The sequence below is a fragment of the Ruminococcus sp. genome, from assembly GCF_024684275.1.
The window spans coordinates 1-22,093 of sequence record NZ_JAIKXF010000094.1 but is presented as its reverse complement, the minus strand read 5'-3'; the positions used below and the strand labels follow the sequence as shown (position 1 = coordinate 22,093).

Sequence of the window (22,093 nt, the reverse complement as noted above, 5' to 3'; positions counted from 1 at the left end):
ATGAGCGATTACACAGAAAAGTATATTTCTTCCCATCTTTTCCTGAAAAGAGAGGAAGGCTTTGAACACGCCCCGTTCGACCGTGAGATAGCCTGCTATGAGAGCATTTGCTCGGGTAATATCGAGCTCGTCAAGGTATTTGCAACTCCGCTTTGCAGTGAGGGATATGGTATTCTCAGCAAGGATCCGCTGAAAAACCTGAAATACCACTTTGCTATCTCAGCTGCTCTGATCGCACGATTCTGCATCAACAGCGGCATGACTCTCGAAGAAGCGTATAACCTCAGCGACATCTATATCATGAAGGCTGATGAGTGTCGTACAGAGGCGGAGGTCCATGCGGTCCATCAGGAGATGATCGAGGGCTATACGCGCCACATGAGAAGGGTGCGCAACAGCGGCATCTACTCAAAACAGATAGTTAGGGCTCTGGACTATATCAGCGAGCATCTCCACGGAAAGATCATGATAGAGGATGCGGCTGCTTTTCTAAAAATAAGTCCTGCATATCTGTCAAGATTATTCAAGGCGGAAACGGGCATCGCATTCAGCAACTACGTCAGCAAGACAAAAGCTGAGGAGGCTGCGAATCTTCTGACTTTCTCAGAGTATACAGACTCTGAGATCAGTAACCTTCTCGGGTTCAGCTCACAGAGCTATTTTATCAAGATATTCAAGAAATATCTCGGAGTGACACCTAAAGAATACAAAAAGCGTTACAAATTCCCTGACTTTACGAAAGAAAATCAATAATTACCGACTTATCCCCTGCAAATGCAGGGGATAACATTTTGTGCAAATATCATAATTGTACCAAATTTGACATCATAGTAATATATTTTTAGATTTGAAAGTAGTATAATCTAATCAATAAATGAACGTTTCGTGAATGATTAAGCGGGAATCTGTCACAAAATCAAATGAAAAAACTTAAAGAATGAGGGTTTGACAATGATCATTAACAATGTTGGTTTTGACCACTGCCATGACGCAGATTTTTTTATCGACAGACCTGACGGAAGCGGCGATTATCTTCTTCTGCTGCTCCGTACGCCTGCGATATTTGAAGTGGACGGAAAAGAAATACTTACCCCTGCGGGTTCTGTTTTTATTTACCCCAAGGGCAGGGCACAGCGCTATCGCTGTGTTCCTCTTAATGTGTTTGAAAATGACTGGGTACACTTTGACTTCGACGATGCGGACGAGGAGGAGGAATTCCTCAGCATGGGCATACCTATGGAAACTGTGGTAACTATGCCTCTTGAGTTTCTCAGTTACTGCGTAAAGTCGATAGCATATGAAAAATATTCGGATAATCCGTGCAGAAGCGAGTCTGCGGAGCTCTTTATGCGGCTTATGTTCATAAAGATACGCGAAAAGACTCAGGATAAGGTCTCCGGCAGACGCAGCAGCCAGTTCGAACTTATATCCACTGTGCGCAATAAGATATACAGCAGACCTTACGAGCAGCGCAGCGTTGACAGCACCGCTCACGAGGTCCGTATGAGCCGTTCGGCTTTCCAGCACGCATATAAGAAACACTTCGGCATGACTTTTATTGAGGACCTCGTCCGAAGCAGAGTCAGCTACGCTAAAATGCTTCTTTCAACTACAAATATGAATATAAATGACATTTCTGTGAGCAGCGGCTACCACAGCTATGTTCATTTTGCAAGACAATTCAAGGAACAGACAGGATTTACTCCGTCTGAGTACCGTAAAAAGGCGCAGAATGCAGTGTGAGCCCGTCCACGCGGGGGAGTCTGCATTATTATAAATGAAAAAATAGTGGCTACGGTCACGGAATGAGAGGCATATCATGAAAAAGCACACATTCAGACGGTGCGCAGCTGCTTTTGCTGCCTGCACAGTCATGGCTACGGCTGCTTCATTTGGCACAGCGTCTGTTTCGGCAGCCGACGGAGAAATAAGGTGGGGAGATGCCAACTGCGACGGCTCAGTTGATATGAGCGACTGCGTCCTTGTAATGCAGGCTCTTGCTAACCCCAATAAGTATGGTCTTAACGGAACTGACCAGAATCACCTTAAAGAGCAGGGCGCTGCAAATGCTGACGTTTTTGAGAACGGCAGCGGACTTACAAGCGGCGACGCACTTTCTGTCCAGAAGTATCTGCTTCACAGCATTTCGACTCTTCCTGAGTCCTACAAGCAGGGCAATAACCCTGTAGAAAGCACAACAACAACTTCTACAACAACTACCACCACAACCACAACGACTACTACAACATCTGCCACTACAACTACTACCACCACAACAACTACTACAACTCCTACAACGACCACAACCACAACTACAGCTCCAAAGTCGAATTTCCCTGATAAGGGCACACCTATGAATTCTTCTGCTACAATGGTAGAGGACTTCCGCGACGGCAATTCAAGATACTTTATCGCTTCCGACGGCTGGGAGAACGGTGATCCGTTCGACTGCGGCTGGTATGCTTCACAGACATCACTGGACAAGGGCTGTCTGACGCTCTCTATTGACAAGGAATACAGCGGTAAGTATCACTACGCAGGCGCTGAGTACAGAACCAATGATTTCTATCATTACGGTTACTACGAGACCTCGATGAAGGCTATCAAGAATGACGGCGTTGTTTCCTCATTCTTCACATATACAGGCGAATCTGATAAAAATCCCTGGGACGAGATCGATATTGAGATACTTGGCAAGGATACAAGAAAGGTACAGTTCAACTATTATACCAACGGACAGGGCAAGCATGAGTTCATGTATGATCTCGGTTTCGATTCCTCTGAGGCTTATCATACATACGGCTTTGACTGGCAGCCTGACCATATCACATGGTATGTAGACGGCAAGGCTGTTTACACAGCTAACCAGAATATCCCCAAGACCGCAGGCAAGATCATGATGAATACATGGCCAGGCAGGGGAGTTGATGAGTGGCTCAACCACTACAACGGAAATACTCCGCTTACTGCTTATTACCAGTGGGTAACCTACGATAAGAACGGTGCTTCAAACGGCAATAACAACAATAACAATAATCAGCAGCAGAACCCATGGGAGCAGAACAACAACAATAATCAGCAGCAGAATCCGTGGGAGCAGAACAACAACAATAACCAGCAGCAGAACCCATGGGAGCAGAACAACAACAATAACCAGCAGCAGAATCCGTGGGAGCAGAACAACAATAACAATCAGCAGCAGAACGGCTCTATAAAGGACTATGGTACAGCTATGGATTCATCTGCTACAATGGCTGAGGACTTCCGTGACGGTAATTCAAGATACTTTATCGCTTCCGACGGCTGGGAGAACGGTGATCCGTTCGACTGCGGCTGGTATGCTTCGCAGACATCGCTGGATAAGGGCTGTCTGACGCTTTCTATCGACAAGGACTACAGCGGAAAGTATCACTACGCAGGCGCTGAATACAGGACAAATGATTTCTATCACTATGGTTACTATGAGACCTCTATGCAGGCTATAAAGAACAAGGGTGTTGTTTCCTCGTTCTTCACCTATACAGGTCCTTCCGATAACAATCCATGGGACGAGATCGATATTGAGATACTGGGCAAGGATACTACAAAGGTACAGTTCAACTACTACACCAACGGACAAGGCAACCATGAGTTTATGTATGATCTCGGATTCGATGCTTCACAGGGCTATCATACATATGGCTTTGACTGGCAGCCGGACCACATTACATGGTATGTAGACGGCAAGGCTGTTTACACAGCTAACCAGAACATTCCAAAGACCGCAGGCAAGATCATGATGAATACATGGCCGGGCAGAGGTGTAAATGAGTGGCTCGACCAGTATGACGGAAAAACTCCGCTTACTGCTCGTTATCAGTGGGCTACATACAACAAGAATGGCAAGTCGGGCGGAAACAACAACAATAATAATCAACAGCAGAATCCATGGGAGCAGAATAACAATAATAATCAGCAGCAGAATCCGTGGAACCAGAATAATAACAATAACCAGCAGCAGAACAACAATAACAACAATCAGCAGCAGAACAATAAGACAGCTTCAGGTCTTGTTGACTACGGTACTCCAATGAAGTCAGGCACAACAATGGGTGACGACTTCAGAAATGGCTCTTCACGCTACTTTATCGCTTCTGACGGCTGGGAGAACGGCGATCCGTTCGACTGCGGCTGGTACAAGTCACAGACCGCATTCAAGGACGGAGCACTTCAGCTCAGCATCAATAAGGATTACAGCGGAAAATATAATTACGCAGGTGCTGAGTACAGGACCAATGATTTCTACGGCTTCGGATACTATGAGACCTCTATGCAGGCAATAAAGAACAACGGCGTTGTTTCCTCGTTCTTTACCTACACAGGTCCTTCTGATAACAACCCGTGGGACGAGATCGATATTGAGATACTGGGCAAGGATACGACAAAGGTACAGTTCAACTACTACACTAACGGACAGGGCAACCACGAGTTTATGTATGATCTCGGCTTTGATGCTTCACAGGGCTATCATACATACGGCTTTGACTGGCAGCGTGACCATATCACATGGTATGTAGACGGCAAGCCGGTTTATACGGCTAATCAGAACATTCCTCAGACATCTGGTAAGATCATGATGAACACATGGCCCGGACGCGGCGTTGATGAATGGCTTGCACACTATGACGGAAAAACTCCTCTTACTGCACGTTATCAGTGGGTGACCTACAACAAGCAGTAAATTCTGAGAATGAGATTCTTCTTTCCATAATAATAATAAAAGGCGATACAAAAGTATCGCCTTTTATTGTGCATGAAAAAGCTGCGGTGGATAAGGAAACCCCCTCCGGCAGAACGCAGGTTACATTTACGAGACTGAAATTCAGGCACGGTAACCATATTTTTCCGTTAGTAGGAGGCGACTGACCGCAGCATTTTTTTATTCATCAGATATTTTATACAGTGTCTTGAACTCTGTCGGAGTACAGTTCTTAGCTTTTTTGAATGCGCGGTTAAAGGTGGTCAGGCTTGAAAATCCTGCGCGCATAGCGACCTCTGTAACTGACAAAGAAGGATCTATGAGAAGTCTTTCGGCTGCTTTGATACGTTTTCCGTTAATATACTGTATATATGAAACGTTATTGTATTTCTTGAATATACGTGAGAAATGATACTTGCTGTAGCCTGCGATATCTGCGATCTTTTCCAGAGGAATCTCGAACATATAGTTCTGATTGATGTACTTCATGACCATATTGAACTTTTTTGAGTCCTCTCGTCCTGCGATCTCGTTTGAAAATGCATCAGCTGCCTGGGTGAGCTGATATTCGCGGACGGCGGTCAGCATATTGATAAGGCAGAGATATATTTTAACATCTGCAAGAGTTGATTTTGAATAATATTCGGAATATATGTCAAGTATGCTCTTTCGTGAGAGGATATAGAGCTCCTTGCTGACGTTGGGAGTTATATAGAATGCCTCGGAGAAAACGGGGATCAGAGCCTCCAGAGCAGGTATATCGCTTATAATGCTGTTATCGCACTGGAATATGATTCGTCTGCCCTCCTGAGCGGGCATAGAGTGAAGCTCGCCGGGAGGGATAATGATGATCTCTTTTTCATTAAGGTGGTAATCTGTGCCGCCGACGGTGACTGTGAATCCGTTATGTAAGGGTATGATGATTTCCACGGCGTTATGCCAGTGAGTCGGATATTCCTCTATCTCATCGTTATCATAGAGCATTACGAAGCGTTGGTTTTCGTATTCAACTGTCTCGTAGTCGCCCGAGAGATTTTTAATCATGATTAGCCTCCTTAATCAAAAATTGTTGTGAATTATACGTCGAACCCACGGTTTTAACCTTAGAACTGGATATATTATACACTATTGCAATAGTATTTGTAAAGTGGATTTGAATAATTTGTGCAATGTTCGCATTTTTTGAATACCAAGTAGCAATTTTTGATTGGTATAAATTGCCGAAGTGTAATATAATAACGTTATAGCAAACGAAAGGTGATGTATGAATGTCTGTAAAATGCTATGAGACTGAATATGAGAATTTCGGGAAATGTCAATGCCTTGAAAACGGCAGGATCAAGCTTATCGCTACTACCGATGTAGGTCCGAGGATCGTTTTTTTTGGCTTTGTTGACGGCAGTAACGTCTTATTTGAAGACATTGACAGAAATTTCTACGAGATGAACAGCGGCTACGGAGTGTGGTACGCTTACGGCGGACACAGGATCTGGTGCGCTCCCGAGGAAATGCCCGAAACTTACCTACCTGACAACTCAAAGGTCGAGGCATTTTTTGACAAGGGTACACTTACACTCAGACCTGCAAGAACAAAATTTGATAAACAATTTGAGATACTGATAACTATGGGCGATGACGATACAGTCACTATCGACAACAGGATAACAAATTGTTCGGATAAATCTTCAAGATTCGCTCCGTGGTCAGTTACAGGACTTGCGGCAGGCGGTACTGAGATTATCCCTCTTTGCAGTGATGACAATGGCTTCCTTCCAAACAGAACAATGGCTCTGTGGAGCTATTCTGATATAAATGACAGGAGATTCACTCTCACTGATAAATATGCCCTGCTAAGACAGGACACAAAGGCGGTAAAGCCTTTCAAAACCGGCTTCAACGTTACGGGAAAAGAGATAATCTATATAAACGGCAAAAATATCCTGAAGGTAAGCTTTGACGGGTATACGCCTGCGGAATATCCTGATTTCTGCTGTAACTTTGAAACATATACAAACAGTCTTTTCCTTGAATGCGAGATACTTGGCGAGTTAAAGAGCTACAAGCCTGGAGAGACCGCATCACTAAAGGAAACATGGGAGCTTAGATCTGCTGACAAGGCTCCCGAAGAGGTCATAGATGAGTTTGTAAGCAAAATATAACAGAGAAAGGTAAATGCCTAATGGAGAAGTATTTAAATGAAGCATTATCCGCACTTGAAAGAGCTGAAGACCTTACGGACAGGCTTTCGGTTGAGGAACAGGCAGAACAGCTCAAATATGACGCGCCTAAAATCGACAGACTTGGGATACCCGCTTACAATTGGTGGAGCGAGGGACTGCACGGCGTTGCAAGAGCAGGTACAGCTACAATGTTCCCACAGACGATCGGTATGGCTGCAATGTTTGACGAAGAGGCTGTACATAAGGCAGGAGAGATAACTTCTGTTGAAGCAAGAGCTAAATATAATGAGTATTCTGCTCATGGTGACCGCGATATATATAAGGGACTTACCCTATGGTCACCTAACGTAAATATATTCCGAGATCCGAGATGGGGAAGAGGTCAGGAGACCTACGGTGAGGATCCGTACCTTACCTCCAGACTTGGTGTTGCCTATGCAAAGGGACTTCAGGGCGACGGCAAGGTTCTTAGAACAGCTGCCTGTGCAAAGCATTTTGCAGTTCACAGCGGTCCTGAAGCAACAAGACATGAGTTCGACGCCAAGTCCAATATGAAGGACATGACCGAGACTTATACAGCTGCCTTTGAGGCTCTTGTGAAAGAGTCTAAGGTAGAGAGCATTATGGGAGCTTATAACCGTGTAAATGGTGAGCCCGCCTGCGCAAGCAAGTTCCTTATGAGTAAGCTGAAGGAATGGGGCTTTGACGGTCACTTCGTTTCAGACTGCTGGGCACTCAGAGATTTCCACACAAATCATGGCGTTACAAAGACCGCTCCAGAGTCCGCTGCACTGGCTCTCAAGACAGGCTGCGACCTCAACTGCGGAAATACATATCTTCATCTTCTTATCGCATATAACGAGGGACTCATTACTAAGGAGGATCTGAGAAATGCCTGCGTTAAGCTGATGAGAACAAGAGTAAGGCTCGGTATGTTTGACAAGTCAACAGAGTATGACGGACTTGACTATGACATCGTAGCCTGCGACGAGCACAAGAAATTCGCTCTTGAATGCTCGGAGAGAGCAATGGTGCTCCTCAGAAACAATGGTATTCTGCCTCTTGACGGCAAGAAATACAAGACTATCGGAGTTATCGGACCAAATGCCGACAGTGTTCCCGCACTTGAGGGCAACTACAACGGCAGAGCTGATGAATATGTCACATTCCTTGAGGGAATACGTGAGGCATTCGACGGCAGAGTTCTTTTCTCCGAGGGAAGTCACCTCTACAAGGACAGATGTATGAATCTCGCACTCCCCGACGACAGACTCGCCGAGGCTGAGATAATCACAGAACATTCAGACATCGTTGTTCTTTGTGTAGGCCTTGATGCTACTATCGAGGGCGAAGAGGGCGACACAGGAAACGAATTCTCCTCAGGAGACAAGAACGACCTGAGACTTCCCGAGTCACAGCGTAAGCTTGTAAAGACGGTAATGGCTAAAGGCAAGCCTGTTATCATAGTAACAGCAGCAGGAAGTGCGATAAATGTTGAAGCAGACTGCGACGCGATTATCCACGCCTGGTATCCCGGACAGCTGGGCGGAAGAGCTCTTGCCAATATTCTCTTCGGCAAGGTATCTCCATCAGGCAAGCTCCCTGTTACATTCTATGAGGACGCATCTAAGCTGCCCGATTTCTCGGATTACAGCATGAAGAACCGTACTTACAGATATTCCGAGGGCAATATTCTTTACCCCTTCGGATTCGGACTTACATATTCCGAGACAGAGTGCTCGGAGCTCACTTTTGAAAACGGTGTTGCTTCAGTAAAGATCACAAATACAGGCAGCCGCGCTACAGAAGATGTAGTCCAGTTCTATATCAAAGGTTATTCGGAGAACGCAGTTCCCAACCACAGCCTCTGCGGCTTCAAAAGAGTTGCACTTGACGCAGGCGAGAGCAAGGTCGTACAGATTACTCTTCCTGAAAGAGCTGTAATGGCAGTCAATGAAAAGGGCGAGTGGGTAAAGGAAGGCAGTGAGTTCACCCTCTATGCAGGAACTTCACAGCCTGACGAGCTCAGCGAAAAGCTGACAGGCAAGAAATGCACTACTCTGAAAATAAATGTATAATTATGGAGGAAAAAATGGAATTTTTCAAGAATATCGGCAAGATCGAGTATAAGGGCAAGGACAGCAAGGACGATTTCTCATTCAAGTACTACAATCCGGACGAAGTTATCAACGGCAAGAAGATGCGTGATCATCTCAAGTTTGCCCTCTCATGGTGGCACACAATGGGCGGCGACGGAACAGATATGTTCGGCTGCGGCACAACAGACAAGACATGGGGACAGTCAGACCCTGCTTCAAGAGCTAAGGCTAAGGTAGATGCAGCTAAGGAGATCATGGATAAGCTTTCCATCGACTACTACTGCTTCCACGACCGTGACCTTTCTCCTGAGTATGGCAGCTTAAAGGACACAAATGCACAGCTCGATATCGTTACAGACTATATGAAGTCTGCTATGGGCGACAAGAAGTGCCTCTGGGGTACAGCTAAGTGCTTCGATCACCCAAGATTCATGCACGGTGCAGGTACTTCACCTTCCGCAGACGTTTTCGCTTTCTCAGCTGCACAGATCAAGAAGGCTCTTGAGTCTACTGTAAAGCTCGGCGGTAACGGCTATGTATTCTGGGGCGGACGTGAGGGTTATGAGACTCTCCTCAACACAAACATGGGCCTTGAGCTTGACAACATGGCTCGCCTCATGAAGATGGCTGTTGAGTACGGACGTTCTATCGGCTTCACAGGTGATTTCTACATCGAGCCAAAGCCAAAGGAGCCAACAAAGCACCAGTATGACTTTGATACTGCTACTGTTCTGGGCTTCCTCAGAAAGTACGGTCTTGATAAGGACTTCAAGATGAACATCGAGGCTAACCATGCTACACTTGCTCAGCATACATTCCAGCATGAGCTCCGTGTTGCAAGAGACAACGGTGTATTCGGTTCTATCGACGCTAACCAGGGCGATCCGCTCCTCGGTTGGGATACAGACCAGTTCCCGACAAACATCTACGACACAACAATGTGTATGTATGAGGTGATCAAGGCTGGCGGCTTCACAAACGGCGGTCTCAACTTCGACGCTAAGGCAAGAAGAGGCAGCTTCACTCCCGAGGATATCTTCCTCAGCTACATCGCAGGTATGGACGCATTCGCACTTGGCTTCAGAGCTGCTCTCAAGCTCGTTGAGGACGGACGTATCGACAAGTTCATAGAGGACAGATATGCTTCATGGAAGACAGGCATCGGTGCTGACATCATCGCTGGCAAGGCAGACTTTGCATCTCTCGAAAAGTATGCTCTTGAAAAGGGTGAGGTTACAGCTTCACTCACAAGCGGCAGACAGGAAATGCTCGAGTCTATCGTAAACAATGTTCTTTTCAGCCTTTGATCAAGAGGGACTGTAGGAATAGATAAATAATAATTCTGTATCATAACAGTCGGAAAGGCTGTTATGATACTGATAATAACGCTTAAAACAGTGCAGTTTGGGCGATTCCCGACTGTAGCTGAACCTTATACCGTTCATTATTGCATATATCCTGCTTGTTGAGTATGGCATAGCAGGCTGTGCAGCGAGCGGTGTCATGGATTATAGTGTTCTTAATGTTATCACATTTTTCTTTCTTAAATCATAGAGGGCTGCACTTTCAATAGTGCAGCCTTCTTTGTTGTGAAATATTATTCCCAAACCTTGCATTTGCTTTTGAAAAGTGGTATAATAAAATTATTATTGATACTTCGGAGGATATATTTATGTTATCTGATATTGAAATTGCTCAGAGCGCCGAAATGAAGCGTATTACCGAGATCGCAGCAGGTCTTGGCATCGATGAGGCTGATATTGAGCCCTATGGCCATTATAAGGCTAAGCTTTCAGAGGCACTCTACACAAAGCTTGCAGACAACGCTGACGGTAAGCTTATACTTGTTACCGCTATAAATCCTACTCCCGCAGGTGAGGGAAAAACAACTATCAGTGTCGGACTTTCGGACGCTATGCGCAGAATAGGCAAAAAGACAGTCCTTGCACTCCGCGAGCCCTCTCTCGGACCTGTATTCGGCATGAAGGGCGGCGCAGCAGGCGGCGGCTATGCACAGGTAGTTCCAATGGAGGACATCAACCTCCATTTCACAGGCGATATGCACGCTATCACGGCTGCTAATAATCTTCTCTGCGCAATGATAGATAATCATCTTCAGCAGGGAAATACACTACAGATAGATCAGCGCAGGATAATGTTCAAGCGCTGTATGGATATGAACGACAGAGCCCTGAGAAATATCCTCATCGGTCTCGGCGGCAGAGCCAACGGTGTTCCCCGTGAGGACGGCTTCAATATCACCGTTGCTTCAGAGGTAATGGCTATACTTTGTCTGGCTTCCGATCTTGCTGACCTGAAGGAGCGCCTCGGTAATATCCTTGTGGCTTATAATCTCAGCGGCGAGCCTGTCTATGCAAGAGATCTGGGCTGTACAGGTGCCATGACAGCACTTCTCAAGGACGCTCTCAAGCCAAACCTTGTACAGACTCTTGAAAATACTCCTGCATTTATCCACGGCGGACCTTTTGCGAATATCGCTCACGGCTGCAATTCACTGAGGGCTACAAAGCTTGCTCTTAAACTTGGTGACTACGTCGTTACTGAGGCAGGATTCGGTTCTGACCTGGGCGCTGAAAAGTTCCTTGACATCAAGTGCCGTATCGGCGGACTTGCTCCGTCATGCGTAGTTCTCGTAGCCACTATCAAGGCTCTCAAGTACAATGGAGGAGTTCAGAAGCAGGACCTTGCAAAGGAGAATATGTGGGCTCTTGAAAAGGGTATCGAGAACCTGAGAACTCATATCGAGAATATGCATAAGTACCATGTTCCTGTAGTTGTGGCTATCAACAGATTTGCTACAGATACGGACGAGGAAGTAAAGTTTGTTGAGAACTTCTGCTCCGAAATGGGAGTAGAGGTGTCCATGTGCGAGGTATTCGCAAAGGGCGGCGAGGGCGGCACAGACCTTGCTAATAAGGTCTGCGAGGCTATCGACCTCTGCGGCGACAATGAGTTCAAGCCCCTTTACGATACTCACGCTACTATCAAGGACAAGGTCGAGAAGATAGCTAAGGAGATATACCGCGCTGAGGGCGTTACATTTACCGCTCAGGCTGAAAAGGCTATCAAGGAGATAGAGAATATCGGCTTCTGGGACCTTCCTATCTGCGTTGCAAAGACTCAGTATTCTCTCTCGGATAACCCGAATCTTCTCGGAAAGCCAAAGAATTTCAAGATAACTGTCCGCGACGCAAAGCTCTCATCGGGCGCAGGCTTCGTAGTTATCTACACAGGCGATATCCTCACTATGCCGGGACTTCCTAAGGCTCCTGCGGCTCTGAATATCGACTGCAACAGCGACGGCACTATCACAGGACTTTTCTGATAGGCTGACAGAATATGAAGATAATAACTCATTCTCCACAGGAGACCATTGCTGCTGCTGAAAAGCTTGGCAGTCTGCTGAAAGCAGGAGACATGATAGCATATAAAGGCGGACTGGGTGCAGGAAAAACTACCTTTACCCGTGGTCTTGCCATTGGAATGGGGCTTGGTGACAGCGTTACCTCACCCACATTCGCCCTTGTCAACGAGTACCGCGGCGAGCACATGACGCTCTATCATTTTGATATGTACCGCATAGACTCTGAGGACGACCTTGAATCCACAGGTTTTTATGATTATCCCTTTGAGGATAATGTAGCGGCAGTGGAGTGGTCAGAGAATATTGCAGAGTTTCTGCCAAAAGACACTATCTATGTGACCATAAGCAGCCTCGGTGAAAACGACAGGGAAATTACTATTGAGGACGGTGGAAGATTTGCTGCTGCTTGGGATTGATACCTCGGGAAAGAACGCTTCCGCAGCGCTTTTTGACTCGGAAAGTGAGCTGTTTCTCGCTCAGGCTACTGTTTATACACAGAAAACTCATTCTCAGGTCATAATGCCAATGGTCAAGGACGTCATGGCACAGGCAGGGAAAGAACTTTCCGATTTGGGTGGCATTGCTGTTGCAAACGGTCCGGGCTCTTATACGGGACTGCGTATCGGAGTAGCCGCAGTAAAGGCACTAAGCTTCGGATTGGGCATTAAATGCTGCGGAATATCCACGCTTTTAGGACTTGCCTGCAATAATCTTGCCTACAAGGGCAATATTTGCGCCATTATGAAGGCGAGGGGAGAGCTGGTCTACACCTGTACCTATAAGAGCGACGGCTTCTGCGTCGAGCAGGTGACGGAAGAACAGATAATCTCCCGTGACGAGCTTGCTGAGTACCTTGCTTTCAACGTCAAGGAGTGTATGCTCTGCGGCGACGGAGCTGCGGAGTTCTATAATGCATACAGCTCGCCTGCGTTCATAATTGCTCCTCCACAGGGACGCTTGCAGAGTGCTGTGGGCGTGTGCCTTGCAGGAGTTTCAAGAAAGCTCTCTCAGCCCGAAGAGCTGGAGGTCTCGTATCTGCAGAAGGTCAAGGCTGAAAAGGACTTGGAAAATAAAAACAAATAATATGGAGATGTTTAATATGATAGCTATAGGCTGTGACCACGCTGGTGTGGAAATGAAAAAGGCAGTTATTGAGTATCTGACAGAAAAGGGATTCAAGCTAAAGGACTTAGGCACAGACGGAGAGCCCTGCGATTACCCTGTAATGGCAGAGAAGCTCTGCGGCGAGATAACCTCTGGCAGCTGTGAAAAGGGCATACTTATCTGCGGAACAGGTATCGGTATGTCAATTGCTGCAAACAAGATAAAGGGTATCCGTGCAGCACTCTGCGCCGACAGCTTCTCTACTAAGTACACACGTCTGCACAATGACGCAAACGTAATGTGTATGGGCGCAAGAACTCTCGGTCCAGGACTTGCAAGCGAGCTTGCAGAGATATTCCTCACAACAGAGTTTGAGGGCGGACGTCATCAGAGAAGAGTTGACCTTATAACTGCTCTGGAAAACAAGTAATATGAAGCATACGGGAACTGTTCCATTTGAGACAGAACGTCTCATATGCCGCAGATTTCAAGCTGACGACCGGCGTGATATGCTGGAGAACTGGGCTTCACTGCCTGAGATACAGCATGAGTACGGAGAGCCTGTTTATACTGATGAAGCTCAGGTGAAAGGGCTGCTTGACAGCTATATAATGGGCTATGAAAAGCCTGACTTCTACCGCTGGGCGATAATAGAGAAGTCAAGCGGCAGGAATATCGGACAGATAGCCTTCTGTAAGGTCTGGGAGGAACAGAGTACTGCTGAGATAGAATACTGTATCGGCAGGAAATACTGGGGTAAGGGCTATGCAGGAGAAGCTCTTGCAGGTCTTCTGGCTCACAGCTTTAATACTATGGACTTTGACAGGCTTGAAGCCTACCACAGAGCCGAGAATACAAAGTCGGGACGAGTACTCGAAAAGTCCTCGATGCACAGAACGGATACAGTACAGCGCTTTATACATGAGGGAGCTGTTCCCGAGGGCGAGATATGCTACTGTATCGAAAAGGATATATATCTGAATATTATTAATGAAAGGAGCTGCTAACTATGGGAGAATTACACATTATTGACCACCCACTGGTTCAGCACAAAATTTCACTTTTAAGAGATAAGAACACAGGAACAAAGGAGTTCCGTGAGCTCGTTTCTGAAATAGCAATGTTCATCTGCTATGAGGCAACAAGAGACCTTCCTTTGAAGGAGATAGAGCTTGAAACTCCACTTGCTGTGGCAAAGACAAAAATAATCTCAGGAAGAAAGCTTGCTTTTATCCCTATTCTCCGAGCAGGTCTCGGAATGGTAGATGGCGTTACAACTCTTGTTCCAGCAGCAAAGATAGGTCATATAGGACTTTTCCGCGATCCTGTCACAAAGGAGCCTGTGAAGTATTATTCTAAGGTGCCTGATGACATCAGCGAGCGCGATACCATTATTGTTGATCCTATGCTTGCAACAGGCAGATCAGCAGTAGCTGCTATCACTGAGATGAAGCAGCTGGGCTCAAAGCACATCAAGTTCATGTGTATCATCTGCTCACCCGAAGGCGTTAAGGCAGTTCAGGAAGCTCACCCCGATGTTGATATATACGCAGGTGTTATGGACGAAAAGCTTAACGAGGATAAGTATATCGTTCCCGGTGTCGGTGACGCAGGGGACCGTATCTTCGGTACAAAGTAAAGGCATATGCAAAAAAGCAGCTGCATTAACAGCTGCTTTTTCTTATATTTGTTTAAATATTGCGGTTTACTGCGGTTAAATGCCTTACAGCATCGGGAATATCCTGTATTCTCTGAACAATGATGTCAGCCTTTGCAAGCTCCTCCGCTGAGCCGAAGCCGTAGCCGCAGCCGATTGATGGGAGTCCGTTCTGAGCGGCTGTCTCTATATCGTGGAATCGGTCACCTATGACGATGAAATCTCCATCATGGTTTGGAGCTATTTTGCGGAATATCTCATACTTTGGTATGAAATTATAGGCTTCGCAGCAGTAGAAATAGTCGAAGAAGCGGTCAAGCCTGAATACACGCTTGTGGCGTTCGAGATAGTGGAAGCGGCAGTTGCTGAGAAATATCAGCGTATAGCCGCTTTTTTTCAGCTCTGTGAGGACTTCCTCTGCGCCGTCATAGAGAGCTCCCTCGCCGCTGTCAACTCGTGCTGCCATATCCTCGCCCAGCATAACACGGGCTTTTTCGCGTATCACGGGATCAAGCTCGGGGTGGAACTGTCCCCACATATCAGTGGAGTTGAATCCGAGCCAATAGCTTATCTCCTTGTCGGTGTACTCCCTGTCAGCAATGTATCCGTTATCCGAGAGCCATTTCATAGTGCCGCGGAATGCAGGTGCATATGTCAGCATTGAGTTATGGATAGTGCCGTCGTAATCAAAGATAAGATTGGTCATTATGCCTCGATCTCTCTAATAAGGTTTATCATCTCGATAGCTCCCTCAGCGCATTCGCTTCCCTTGTTGCCTGCCTTTGAGCCTGCTCGCTCGATAGCCTGCTCGATATTCTCAGTGGTTATAACGCCGAACATTACAGGGATACCTGACTGGAGAGATACCTGAGCGATACCCTTTGCAGCCTCGTTGCAGACAAGGTCATAGTGAGAGGTGCTTCCTCTGATGATAGCACCAAGACAGATAACAGCGTCGTACTTGCCTGAGTTAGCCATTTTTGAAGCGATAAGAGGTATCTCGAATGCTCCCGGTACCCATGCGATGTCGATAGCGCCTTCGCTTACGTCATGACGCTTGAGAGTATCAACAGCTCCGCCGAGAAGCTTTGATGTGATGAACTCGTTGAAACGTGCAACAACGATACCTATTCTTGTGTCCTTTGAGACCAGTTTTCCTTCGTAAGTTTTCATAATTATATTTCCTTTCAGATTTTATATTGACTTTTTGAGCTTGTTTGTCCCCTTATTTTATAAGCGGATTTTCATAGCCGTGCTTGCCGTACCAGTCAGCCAGCATTTTTACGGTTTTCGGTCTTTTTATGCCGATATTAAATCTCATTGGCAGATCTTTGCTTCCTGATTTTACATTATTCTGGTAAATACATAAATTCTCAAAGAATCTGCCCTTTTTGTATTCATAGCTGAGATTTTCAACGGGATTCAGACCTTTGTTTCTGAATATCATCGTTCTTATGCCCTCAGGCGAAAGGCAGGTAAACTCACATGGGAGAACAAGCAGCATCAGAATAGCAAGTGCAATTGATATTCTGTCGATCTCACCCGGAATAAGGTTTACTGCAAACAGGAATACAGTTATCAGAAATGAGAGCCAGTTTGCAACGAAGGCTTTTTCTTTAGCCTTTGACCATGAGATGAACATACCAACATCGAGAATAATACTTATAATGCATAAAACGCAGATAAAGCCGAAAAAAATAGTTTTTAACATCTTCTCACCTCAGTAATTAAGAATATGTCCCATCTTGTCGCGTTTCGTTTTGAGATAGAACAGGTCGTAGGCAGTAGCATCGACCTGTATAGGCACACGCTCCTTTATTTCCAGTCCGAAGCCGCTGAGTCCGTACACCTTGTCGGGGTTGTTTGTCAGCAGTCTCAGTGTTTTGCAGCCGAGGTCGCGGAGTATCTGTGCGCCGATGTAGTATTCGCGCAGGTCTCCCGGGAATCCTAAAGCAAGGTTCGCTTCAAGGGTATCCATACCATTGTCCTGCAATTCATAGGCGCGGAGCTTATTGATAAGTCCGATACCGCGTCCCTCCTGACGCATATAGAGGAGTATGCCGCGTCCTTCCTTTTCTATCTGAGTCATAGCCGCCGCGAATTGCTGACCGCAGTCGCATTTCAGCGAGCCGAAGGCGTCGCCTGTAAGGCACTCGGAATGAACTCGGCAGAGTATATCCTGTCCGTCACCGATGTCTCCTTTAACGAGGGCAACATGGTGTTCGCCGTTGAGCCTGTTGACGTAGCCGAGAGCACGGAATTCGCCGTATTTAGTGGGAAGCTTGGTATTTGCAACGCACTCCACCAGCACATCATGTACCTTGCGGTATTCCTTCAGCGCCTGTATGGTTATGAACTTCATTCCCCACTCCTCAGCCTTTTTCTGAAGCTCGGGTGTTCTCATCATAGTTCCGTCGTCACGCATTATCTCACAGCACAGACCGCACTCCTCAAGCCCTGCTATACGCATGAGGTCAACAGTAGCCTCTGTGTGTCCCTCACGTTCGAGAACGCCGTTTTTCTTGGCTGTAAGAGGAAACATATGCCCCGGTCTGCGGAAGTCCTCGGGTTTAGCGTTTTTATCGACGCACATACGGGCTGTGAAGCCTCTTTCCTCAGCGGATATACCTGTGGTAGTCTTTACATGGTCTATTGAGACAGTGAAAGCTGTACAGTGGTTATCGGTGTTGTAGTCAACCATTTGCGGCAGATGAAGCCTGTCACAAAGCTCGGCGCTCATAGGCATACAAATGAGTCCCTTTGCGTGAGCAGCCATAAAGTTGACATTTTCTGTTGTTGCAAACTGAGCGGCACATATCATGTCGCCCTCATTCTCTCTGTCCTCGTCATCAGTAACGAGGATGATCTCGCCGTTTCTGAGAGCCTCGCAGGCTTCTTCAACAGTGTTATACTGGAACATTAAGATTACTCCTTATCTATTTTGATCTCGCCATTATCGACAGCGAAGCCGATATTGCAGTTCTCGACCTCAATGCTCAGGCTCTGTGAATTGCTCTTCTTTTCCTCGGACTTTACCTCATAGTTCTTGATACCCGTGAGCTGTATATTGCCGGTGTCAGCCTTAACGCTTATATCAGCTCCGTCGGAGCCGTTTAGTGGCAGACAGAAATGAATATTGCCTGTCTCGGCGGAAATATCTGTTTTAGCCTTGTAGGTATTGCCGTTCATCTGAATATTGCCCGTATTGCATTTTATCACAGAGGGACCTGTTATCTCATTATCGGAGAAGGTTATATTTCCCACACTGACGTCAGCAGTGAAGCTTCCCGACATTTCGGTGAAGGATATATTTCCGACGCCGCATTTAGTCCTGTAATCGGTGACATATTCGGGAACTGTGATATAGGTATCATACTCAATACGGCAGTCGGGGATATTCTTTTCCAGCCATGACTCGAGGTCCTCATTGGTCTGAGCCTCGACCAGCTTTATTTCAAGGACATTGTCCTTGATCTCTGAGACAGAACCGATATGCTCGTCGACCTCTTTGAGAGTTTCCTCGGAATCTGCAAATACCTTGTACCTGAGTGCCAAGCCTGACTGGTCGTCGCCTGAGTGCTCAACGACGATATTTCCCCCGGGGATATATACAGACATTGCATTGACAGGCTTTGGGGTCTCGATTAAATAGTTCTTCAGGAACTCTTTGTTCTGTGAATATTCCTTTTGGACGTCATCGAGGTCGATAGTGACATCGCCCACCTTTATCTCACTGCTGTTCTTGCTGTCGGCGCAGCCTGTGAGCAGAGCTGCGGTTATCAGTGACGAGGTCAGAAGTGCTTTTGCGATTTTCATAGCTTTTCTCCTTTTAATATCCGTTTTTCGCAAGAAAGTCCATAGTAATGCCGCTTGTTTTTTCAGTTTCCGCAGGCTTCATGAGCTTTTCAACGTATTTGCCGATTATATCATTTTCAAGGTTTACTATATCGCCGACTTTTTTCGTGCCGAGTATCGTCTGAGAGGCTGTGTGAGGGATAATGGAAACGCTGAATGAGGTATCCGTCACCTTTGCCACAGTAAGGCTTATGCCGTCAATGGCTATAGAGCCCTTTTCTACGATATAACGCAGTATTTCGGGAGCTGCGCTCACCGTGTACCACACAGCGATACCGTCATTTTTTATGTCTGTTATATTTCCTGTACCGTCGATGTGTCCCGATACAATGTGTCCGCCGAAGCGTCCGTTTGCTGCCATTGCACGTTCAAGATTTACGGGACTTCCTGTTGTGAGGCTGCCAAGTGATGAACGGTTCAGTGTCTCATTCATAACATCTGCGCGGAAAACTCCGCCGCTGAAATGAGTCACCGTAAGGCATACGCCGTTGACGGCGATACTGTCGCCGAGATGAGCGTCTTCAAGTACAGTTTTTGCCTGTATCTCAATGAATGAGGCGTTTCCTGACCGCTGAACGCGGCATACAGTGCCTACCTCTTCAATTATTCCCGTGAACATTTTTCACCCTGCTTTCTATGAGGATATCGTCACCGATATGTACTATGCTGCTTTGCTCCAGCATAAAGGCGTCTGTTGGTACGGGGACTCCCTGTCCTGAAACTGGTGTTTTGCTGCTGCCGCCAAAGAGCTTGGGAGCGATATATGCCTGTACCTTGCTGACTATGCCCTCATTGAGCGCTGACCAGTTAAGCTCGCCGCCTCCTTCAAGGAGTATGCTGTCAAGTCTCTCTTTGCCGAGGAGCTTCATAAGTGCGGATAAGTCCACATGACCGTCCTTTGGAGCAGTCTTTATTATGCGGCAGCCTGATTCCTCATAGCGTGAAGCCTTTTCACGGTCATCGGATATGGTGGCAATAATAGTAGGAACTTTATTTGCTGTTTTTACGATATTGCTGCTGAGTGGAGTTCTAAGAGAGCTGTCGCAGATTATTCGTATGGGATCGCGTCCGTTTTCAAGTCGGCAGGTGAGCAGAGGATCGTCCGCAAGGACAGTTCCCACACCAACCATAATAGCACTGTGTCTGAGCCTTTCCTGCTGAACATGAGCACGGGATGTTTCGCCTGTTATCCACTTTGATTCACCTGTATAGCAGGCTATCTTGCCGTCTAAGGTCATAGCGTACTTCATAGTCACAAATGGCAGTCCAGTTGTGATATAGTGGAAGAATATCTCATTGAGAGCGTCACATTCGTCTTTCAGTATACCCTCTATGACCTCTATGCCGTGGTCACGGAGTATCTCTACGCCCTTGCCTGCTACAAGGGGATTAGGGTCTGACGAGCCTATAAAAATACGCTTTATGCCGTGGGCTATGACTGCGTCGGTGCATGGGGGCTGTTTGCCGTGATGACAGCATGGCTCTAAGGTGACGTACATATCCGCGCCCTTGCAGTTTATGCCGTTTTCTTCGCAGTATGCAAAGGCAGAGCGCTCTGCGTGAAGGTCGCCGTATTTCTTGTGATAGCCCGCAGCTATTATCTCGCCCTTCCTGACGATGACAGCTCCCACCATAGGATTAGGGGAAGTAAAGCCCATGCCCTTCCTTGCAAGTATGAGAGCCTCTCGCATAAAATCTTCATTAGTCATATTTTCACCTCGTATTTTAGTTAGTTGTGAGTGCGTATCTTATTCTTTCGTATCTTTTTGTGTGTCGGGACTGCCGAAATACTTCATATAGAGGAAAAGTAATATATAGACTGCAATAAAAACAGGCAGTGTGACGAGAAACAGCTTTTTGAAATGTACCTCGCCGTTCATGAAGTAGGAATAGCCTGTTCTTACAGCTAAAGTTATGGCAAAGCAGGCGATGATATGGAGCGGATAGCGGAAGATAGTCTTCATTTTAAGTATTGAGAATGAAGCGCCGTAAAGTATAGAAGCCGTCAGCCATATTATTACAGACCTCATGGTGTCGTTGATACCGTTGTCAAAGATTATCATGGGTGTAAATATGAGTGTACCAAAGCCGATAGCAAGGAAAATATTCCGCAGAGTATTTTTCATGATAACCTCCTTATCTCCGAAAATAGAAAAAGCCCCGTATATCGGGGCTTGAAGTCATATACTGCACTATGCGCGCGGTTTATCTTCTTTCATCCGGACTTTACCGTCGGCTTCGGAATCTCACCGAATCAACCCATAAGGCTCGCAGGCTATACTGCCGGTAGGGAATCGCACCCTGCCCCGAAGATACTCTTAAAAGTTGAGAGTTAAGAGTTGAGAATTGAGAGTTAATGTGTCTGCTTCGCAGACTTATTTAAATAACATCGCCGTAAGGCGATACAATAACTCTCCACTCTAAACTGTCAACTCTCAACTGATATTATATCACTGTGTTATAGATTTGTCAATATCCTATTGACTAAAATTATAATTTGGGATATAATATAAGTAATGTATCCTCAATAAACGCCGCAAGGCGGTTATTGCCCCGAACTCTGTTCGGGGAGCGCAAATTCTTTATAAAATTCGGAATTTGCGCATCGCATTTCTTTATGTCATGCTCATTTTGCCCATTCATGTTGAGCAGACATTAAGTATTACATCATAAGGAGTGTTTTTAATGAGCGAATGTACACACGATTGCTCAAGCTGCGGAAGCGACTGCGGAAGCAGAACAGAGCCCCAGAGCCTTCTGGAGCAGCCAAATAAAATGAGCAATATCGGCAAGGTCATCGGCGTTGTCAGCGGTAAGGGCGGCGTTGGTAAGACTCTTGTATCTTCATTGCTTGCAGTTTCCATGCAGCGTCTCGGCAAGAATGTAGGCATTATGGACGCTGATATTACAGGTCCGTCTATACCAAAGGCTTTCGGTATCCATCAGAAGGCTGACGCCTGCGAGTTCGGCATTATCCCTGCCAAGAGCAAAATGGGACTGGACATCATGTCTATAAATCTTCTTCTTGAGAACGAGTCCGATCCTGTTGTATGGAGAGGTCCTGTTATTGCAGGA

General features: G+C 46.4%; 21 protein-coding genes, 3 pseudogenes and 1 riboswitch. Of the genes and pseudogenes, 15 read left to right on the top strand and 9 right to left on the bottom strand.

Annotated elements, in window-relative coordinates; translation table 11 throughout:
- The 5 genes and pseudogenes from K5677_RS10610 to K5677_RS10590 all read left to right on the top strand — a co-directional run.
- Positions 1–753 (top strand): AraC family transcriptional regulator, encoded by a 753-nt coding sequence (locus K5677_RS10610; protein WP_296727748.1) that lies wholly within the window; start codon positions 1–3, stop codon positions 751–753.
- A 198-nt stretch (positions 754–951) separates the two neighbouring features.
- Positions 952–1,743, top strand: coding sequence for an AraC family transcriptional regulator (locus K5677_RS10605; RefSeq protein ID WP_296727746.1), 792 nt, complete (start codon positions 952–954; stop codon positions 1,741–1,743).
- 673 nt (positions 1,744–2,416) lie between these two features.
- A pseudogene (locus K5677_RS10600) lies at positions 2,417–3,004 on the top strand (glycoside hydrolase family 16 protein); the annotation flags it as partial.
- A 291-nt stretch (positions 3,005–3,295) separates the two neighbouring features.
- Positions 3,296–3,862, top strand: a pseudogene (locus tag K5677_RS10595) (glycoside hydrolase family 16 protein); the annotation flags it as partial.
- A 270-nt stretch (positions 3,863–4,132) separates the two neighbouring features.
- Positions 4,133–4,708, top strand: a pseudogene (locus tag K5677_RS10590) (glycoside hydrolase family 16 protein); the annotation flags it as partial.
- Between the two features lie 210 nt (positions 4,709–4,918).
- On the opposite strand, the gene K5677_RS10585 reads toward K5677_RS10590, so the two are convergent.
- Positions 4,919–5,782, bottom strand: coding sequence for an AraC family transcriptional regulator (locus K5677_RS10585; protein ID WP_296727745.1), 864 nt, complete (start codon positions 5,780–5,782; stop codon positions 4,919–4,921).
- A 224-nt stretch (positions 5,783–6,006) separates the two neighbouring features.
- On the opposite strand from K5677_RS10585, the gene K5677_RS10580 reads away from it, so the two are divergent.
- From K5677_RS10580 to upp, 9 genes are all read left to right on the top strand, one after another.
- A complete protein-coding gene (locus tag K5677_RS10580) occupies positions 6,007–6,897 on the top strand; it encodes a hypothetical protein (RefSeq protein WP_296727742.1) in 891 nt (296 codons plus the stop codon).
- 20 nt (positions 6,898–6,917) lie between these two features.
- On the top strand, positions 6,918–8,996 hold the full coding sequence (locus tag K5677_RS10575) for a glycoside hydrolase family 3 C-terminal domain-containing protein (protein WP_296727741.1): 2,079 nt from the start codon (positions 6,918–6,920) through the stop codon (positions 8,994–8,996).
- Positions 8,997–9,010: 14 nt separating this feature from the next.
- Positions 9,011–10,324: a xylose isomerase gene (gene xylA, locus K5677_RS10570; RefSeq protein WP_296727740.1), complete on the top strand. Its 1,314-nt coding sequence runs from the start codon at positions 9,011–9,013 to the stop codon at positions 10,322–10,324.
- 365 nt (positions 10,325–10,689) lie between these two features.
- A complete protein-coding gene (locus K5677_RS10565) occupies positions 10,690–12,363 on the top strand; it encodes a formate--tetrahydrofolate ligase (protein WP_296727738.1) in 1,674 nt (557 codons plus the stop codon).
- Between the two features lie 14 nt (positions 12,364–12,377).
- Positions 12,378–12,818: a tRNA (adenosine(37)-N6)-threonylcarbamoyltransferase complex ATPase subunit type 1 TsaE gene (gene tsaE, locus K5677_RS10560; protein ID WP_296727736.1), complete on the top strand. Its 441-nt coding sequence runs from the start codon at positions 12,378–12,380 to the stop codon at positions 12,816–12,818.
- Positions 12,799–13,485 (top strand): tRNA (adenosine(37)-N6)-threonylcarbamoyltransferase complex dimerization subunit type 1 TsaB, encoded by a 687-nt coding sequence (tsaB, locus tag K5677_RS10555; RefSeq protein ID WP_296727733.1) that lies wholly within the window; start codon positions 12,799–12,801, stop codon positions 13,483–13,485. Before tsaE ends, tsaB begins: the two co-directional genes overlap by 20 nt.
- Before the next feature lie 16 nt (positions 13,486–13,501).
- Complete coding sequence (gene rpiB / locus K5677_RS10550) at positions 13,502–13,936, top strand: ribose 5-phosphate isomerase B (RefSeq protein WP_296727731.1); 435 nt, start codon at positions 13,502–13,504, stop codon at positions 13,934–13,936.
- A 1-nt stretch (position 13,937) separates the two neighbouring features.
- Positions 13,938–14,513, top strand: a complete 576-nt coding sequence (locus K5677_RS10545; protein WP_296727729.1) for a GNAT family N-acetyltransferase — start codon at positions 13,938–13,940, stop codon at positions 14,511–14,513.
- Positions 14,514–14,515: 2 nt separating this feature from the next.
- Positions 14,516–15,145: a uracil phosphoribosyltransferase gene (gene upp, locus K5677_RS10540; RefSeq protein WP_296727727.1), complete on the top strand. Its 630-nt coding sequence runs from the start codon at positions 14,516–14,518 to the stop codon at positions 15,143–15,145.
- 52 nt (positions 15,146–15,197) lie between these two features.
- Here the strand turns inward: upp and K5677_RS10535 are convergent, their stop codons facing one another.
- From K5677_RS10535 to K5677_RS10500, 8 genes are read right to left on the bottom strand one after another with little or no spacing between them, the layout of a single operon-like run.
- Positions 15,198–15,869, bottom strand: a complete 672-nt coding sequence (locus K5677_RS10535; protein WP_296727725.1) for an HAD hydrolase-like protein — start codon at positions 15,867–15,869, stop codon at positions 15,198–15,200.
- A complete protein-coding gene (gene ribE / locus K5677_RS10530) occupies positions 15,869–16,336 on the bottom strand; it encodes a 6,7-dimethyl-8-ribityllumazine synthase (protein ID WP_296727722.1) in 468 nt (155 codons plus the stop codon). Before ribE (K5677_RS10530) ends, K5677_RS10535 begins: the two co-directional genes overlap by 1 nt.
- Before the next feature lie 52 nt (positions 16,337–16,388).
- Complete coding sequence (locus K5677_RS10525; protein ID WP_296727720.1) at positions 16,389–16,874, bottom strand: hypothetical protein; 486 nt, start codon at positions 16,872–16,874, stop codon at positions 16,389–16,391.
- Between the two features lie 9 nt (positions 16,875–16,883).
- Complete coding sequence (locus K5677_RS10520) at positions 16,884–18,083, bottom strand: bifunctional 3,4-dihydroxy-2-butanone-4-phosphate synthase/GTP cyclohydrolase II (RefSeq protein ID WP_296727717.1); 1,200 nt, start codon at positions 18,081–18,083, stop codon at positions 16,884–16,886.
- A 5-nt stretch (positions 18,084–18,088) separates the two neighbouring features.
- Positions 18,089–18,979 carry a hypothetical protein gene (locus K5677_RS10515; RefSeq protein WP_296727715.1) on the bottom strand — a complete coding sequence of 297 codons (891 nt, stop codon included), beginning with the start codon at positions 18,977–18,979 and terminating at the stop codon, positions 18,089–18,091.
- Between the two features lie 13 nt (positions 18,980–18,992).
- Positions 18,993–19,637 carry a riboflavin synthase gene (ribE, locus tag K5677_RS10510; RefSeq protein WP_296727712.1) on the bottom strand — a complete coding sequence of 215 codons (645 nt, stop codon included), beginning with the start codon at positions 19,635–19,637 and terminating at the stop codon, positions 18,993–18,995.
- A complete protein-coding gene (gene ribD / locus K5677_RS10505) occupies positions 19,618–20,727 on the bottom strand; it encodes a bifunctional diaminohydroxyphosphoribosylaminopyrimidine deaminase/5-amino-6-(5-phosphoribosylamino)uracil reductase RibD (protein ID WP_296727709.1) in 1,110 nt (369 codons plus the stop codon). Before ribD ends, ribE (K5677_RS10510) begins: the two co-directional genes overlap by 20 nt.
- Positions 20,728–20,766: 39 nt before the next feature.
- Entirely contained in the window at positions 20,767–21,144 is a 378-nt protein-coding gene (locus K5677_RS10500) for a hypothetical protein (protein WP_296727707.1), read from the bottom strand.
- Positions 21,145–21,221: 77 nt separating this feature from the next.
- A riboswitch (FMN riboswitch) is annotated at positions 21,222–21,336 on the bottom strand.
- 367 nt (positions 21,337–21,703) lie between these two features.
- On the opposite strand from K5677_RS10500, the gene K5677_RS10495 reads away from it, so the two are divergent.
- Positions 21,704–22,093: P-loop NTPase (locus K5677_RS10495; protein ID WP_296727704.1), on the top strand; the 390-nt coding region annotated here is incomplete at its 3' end.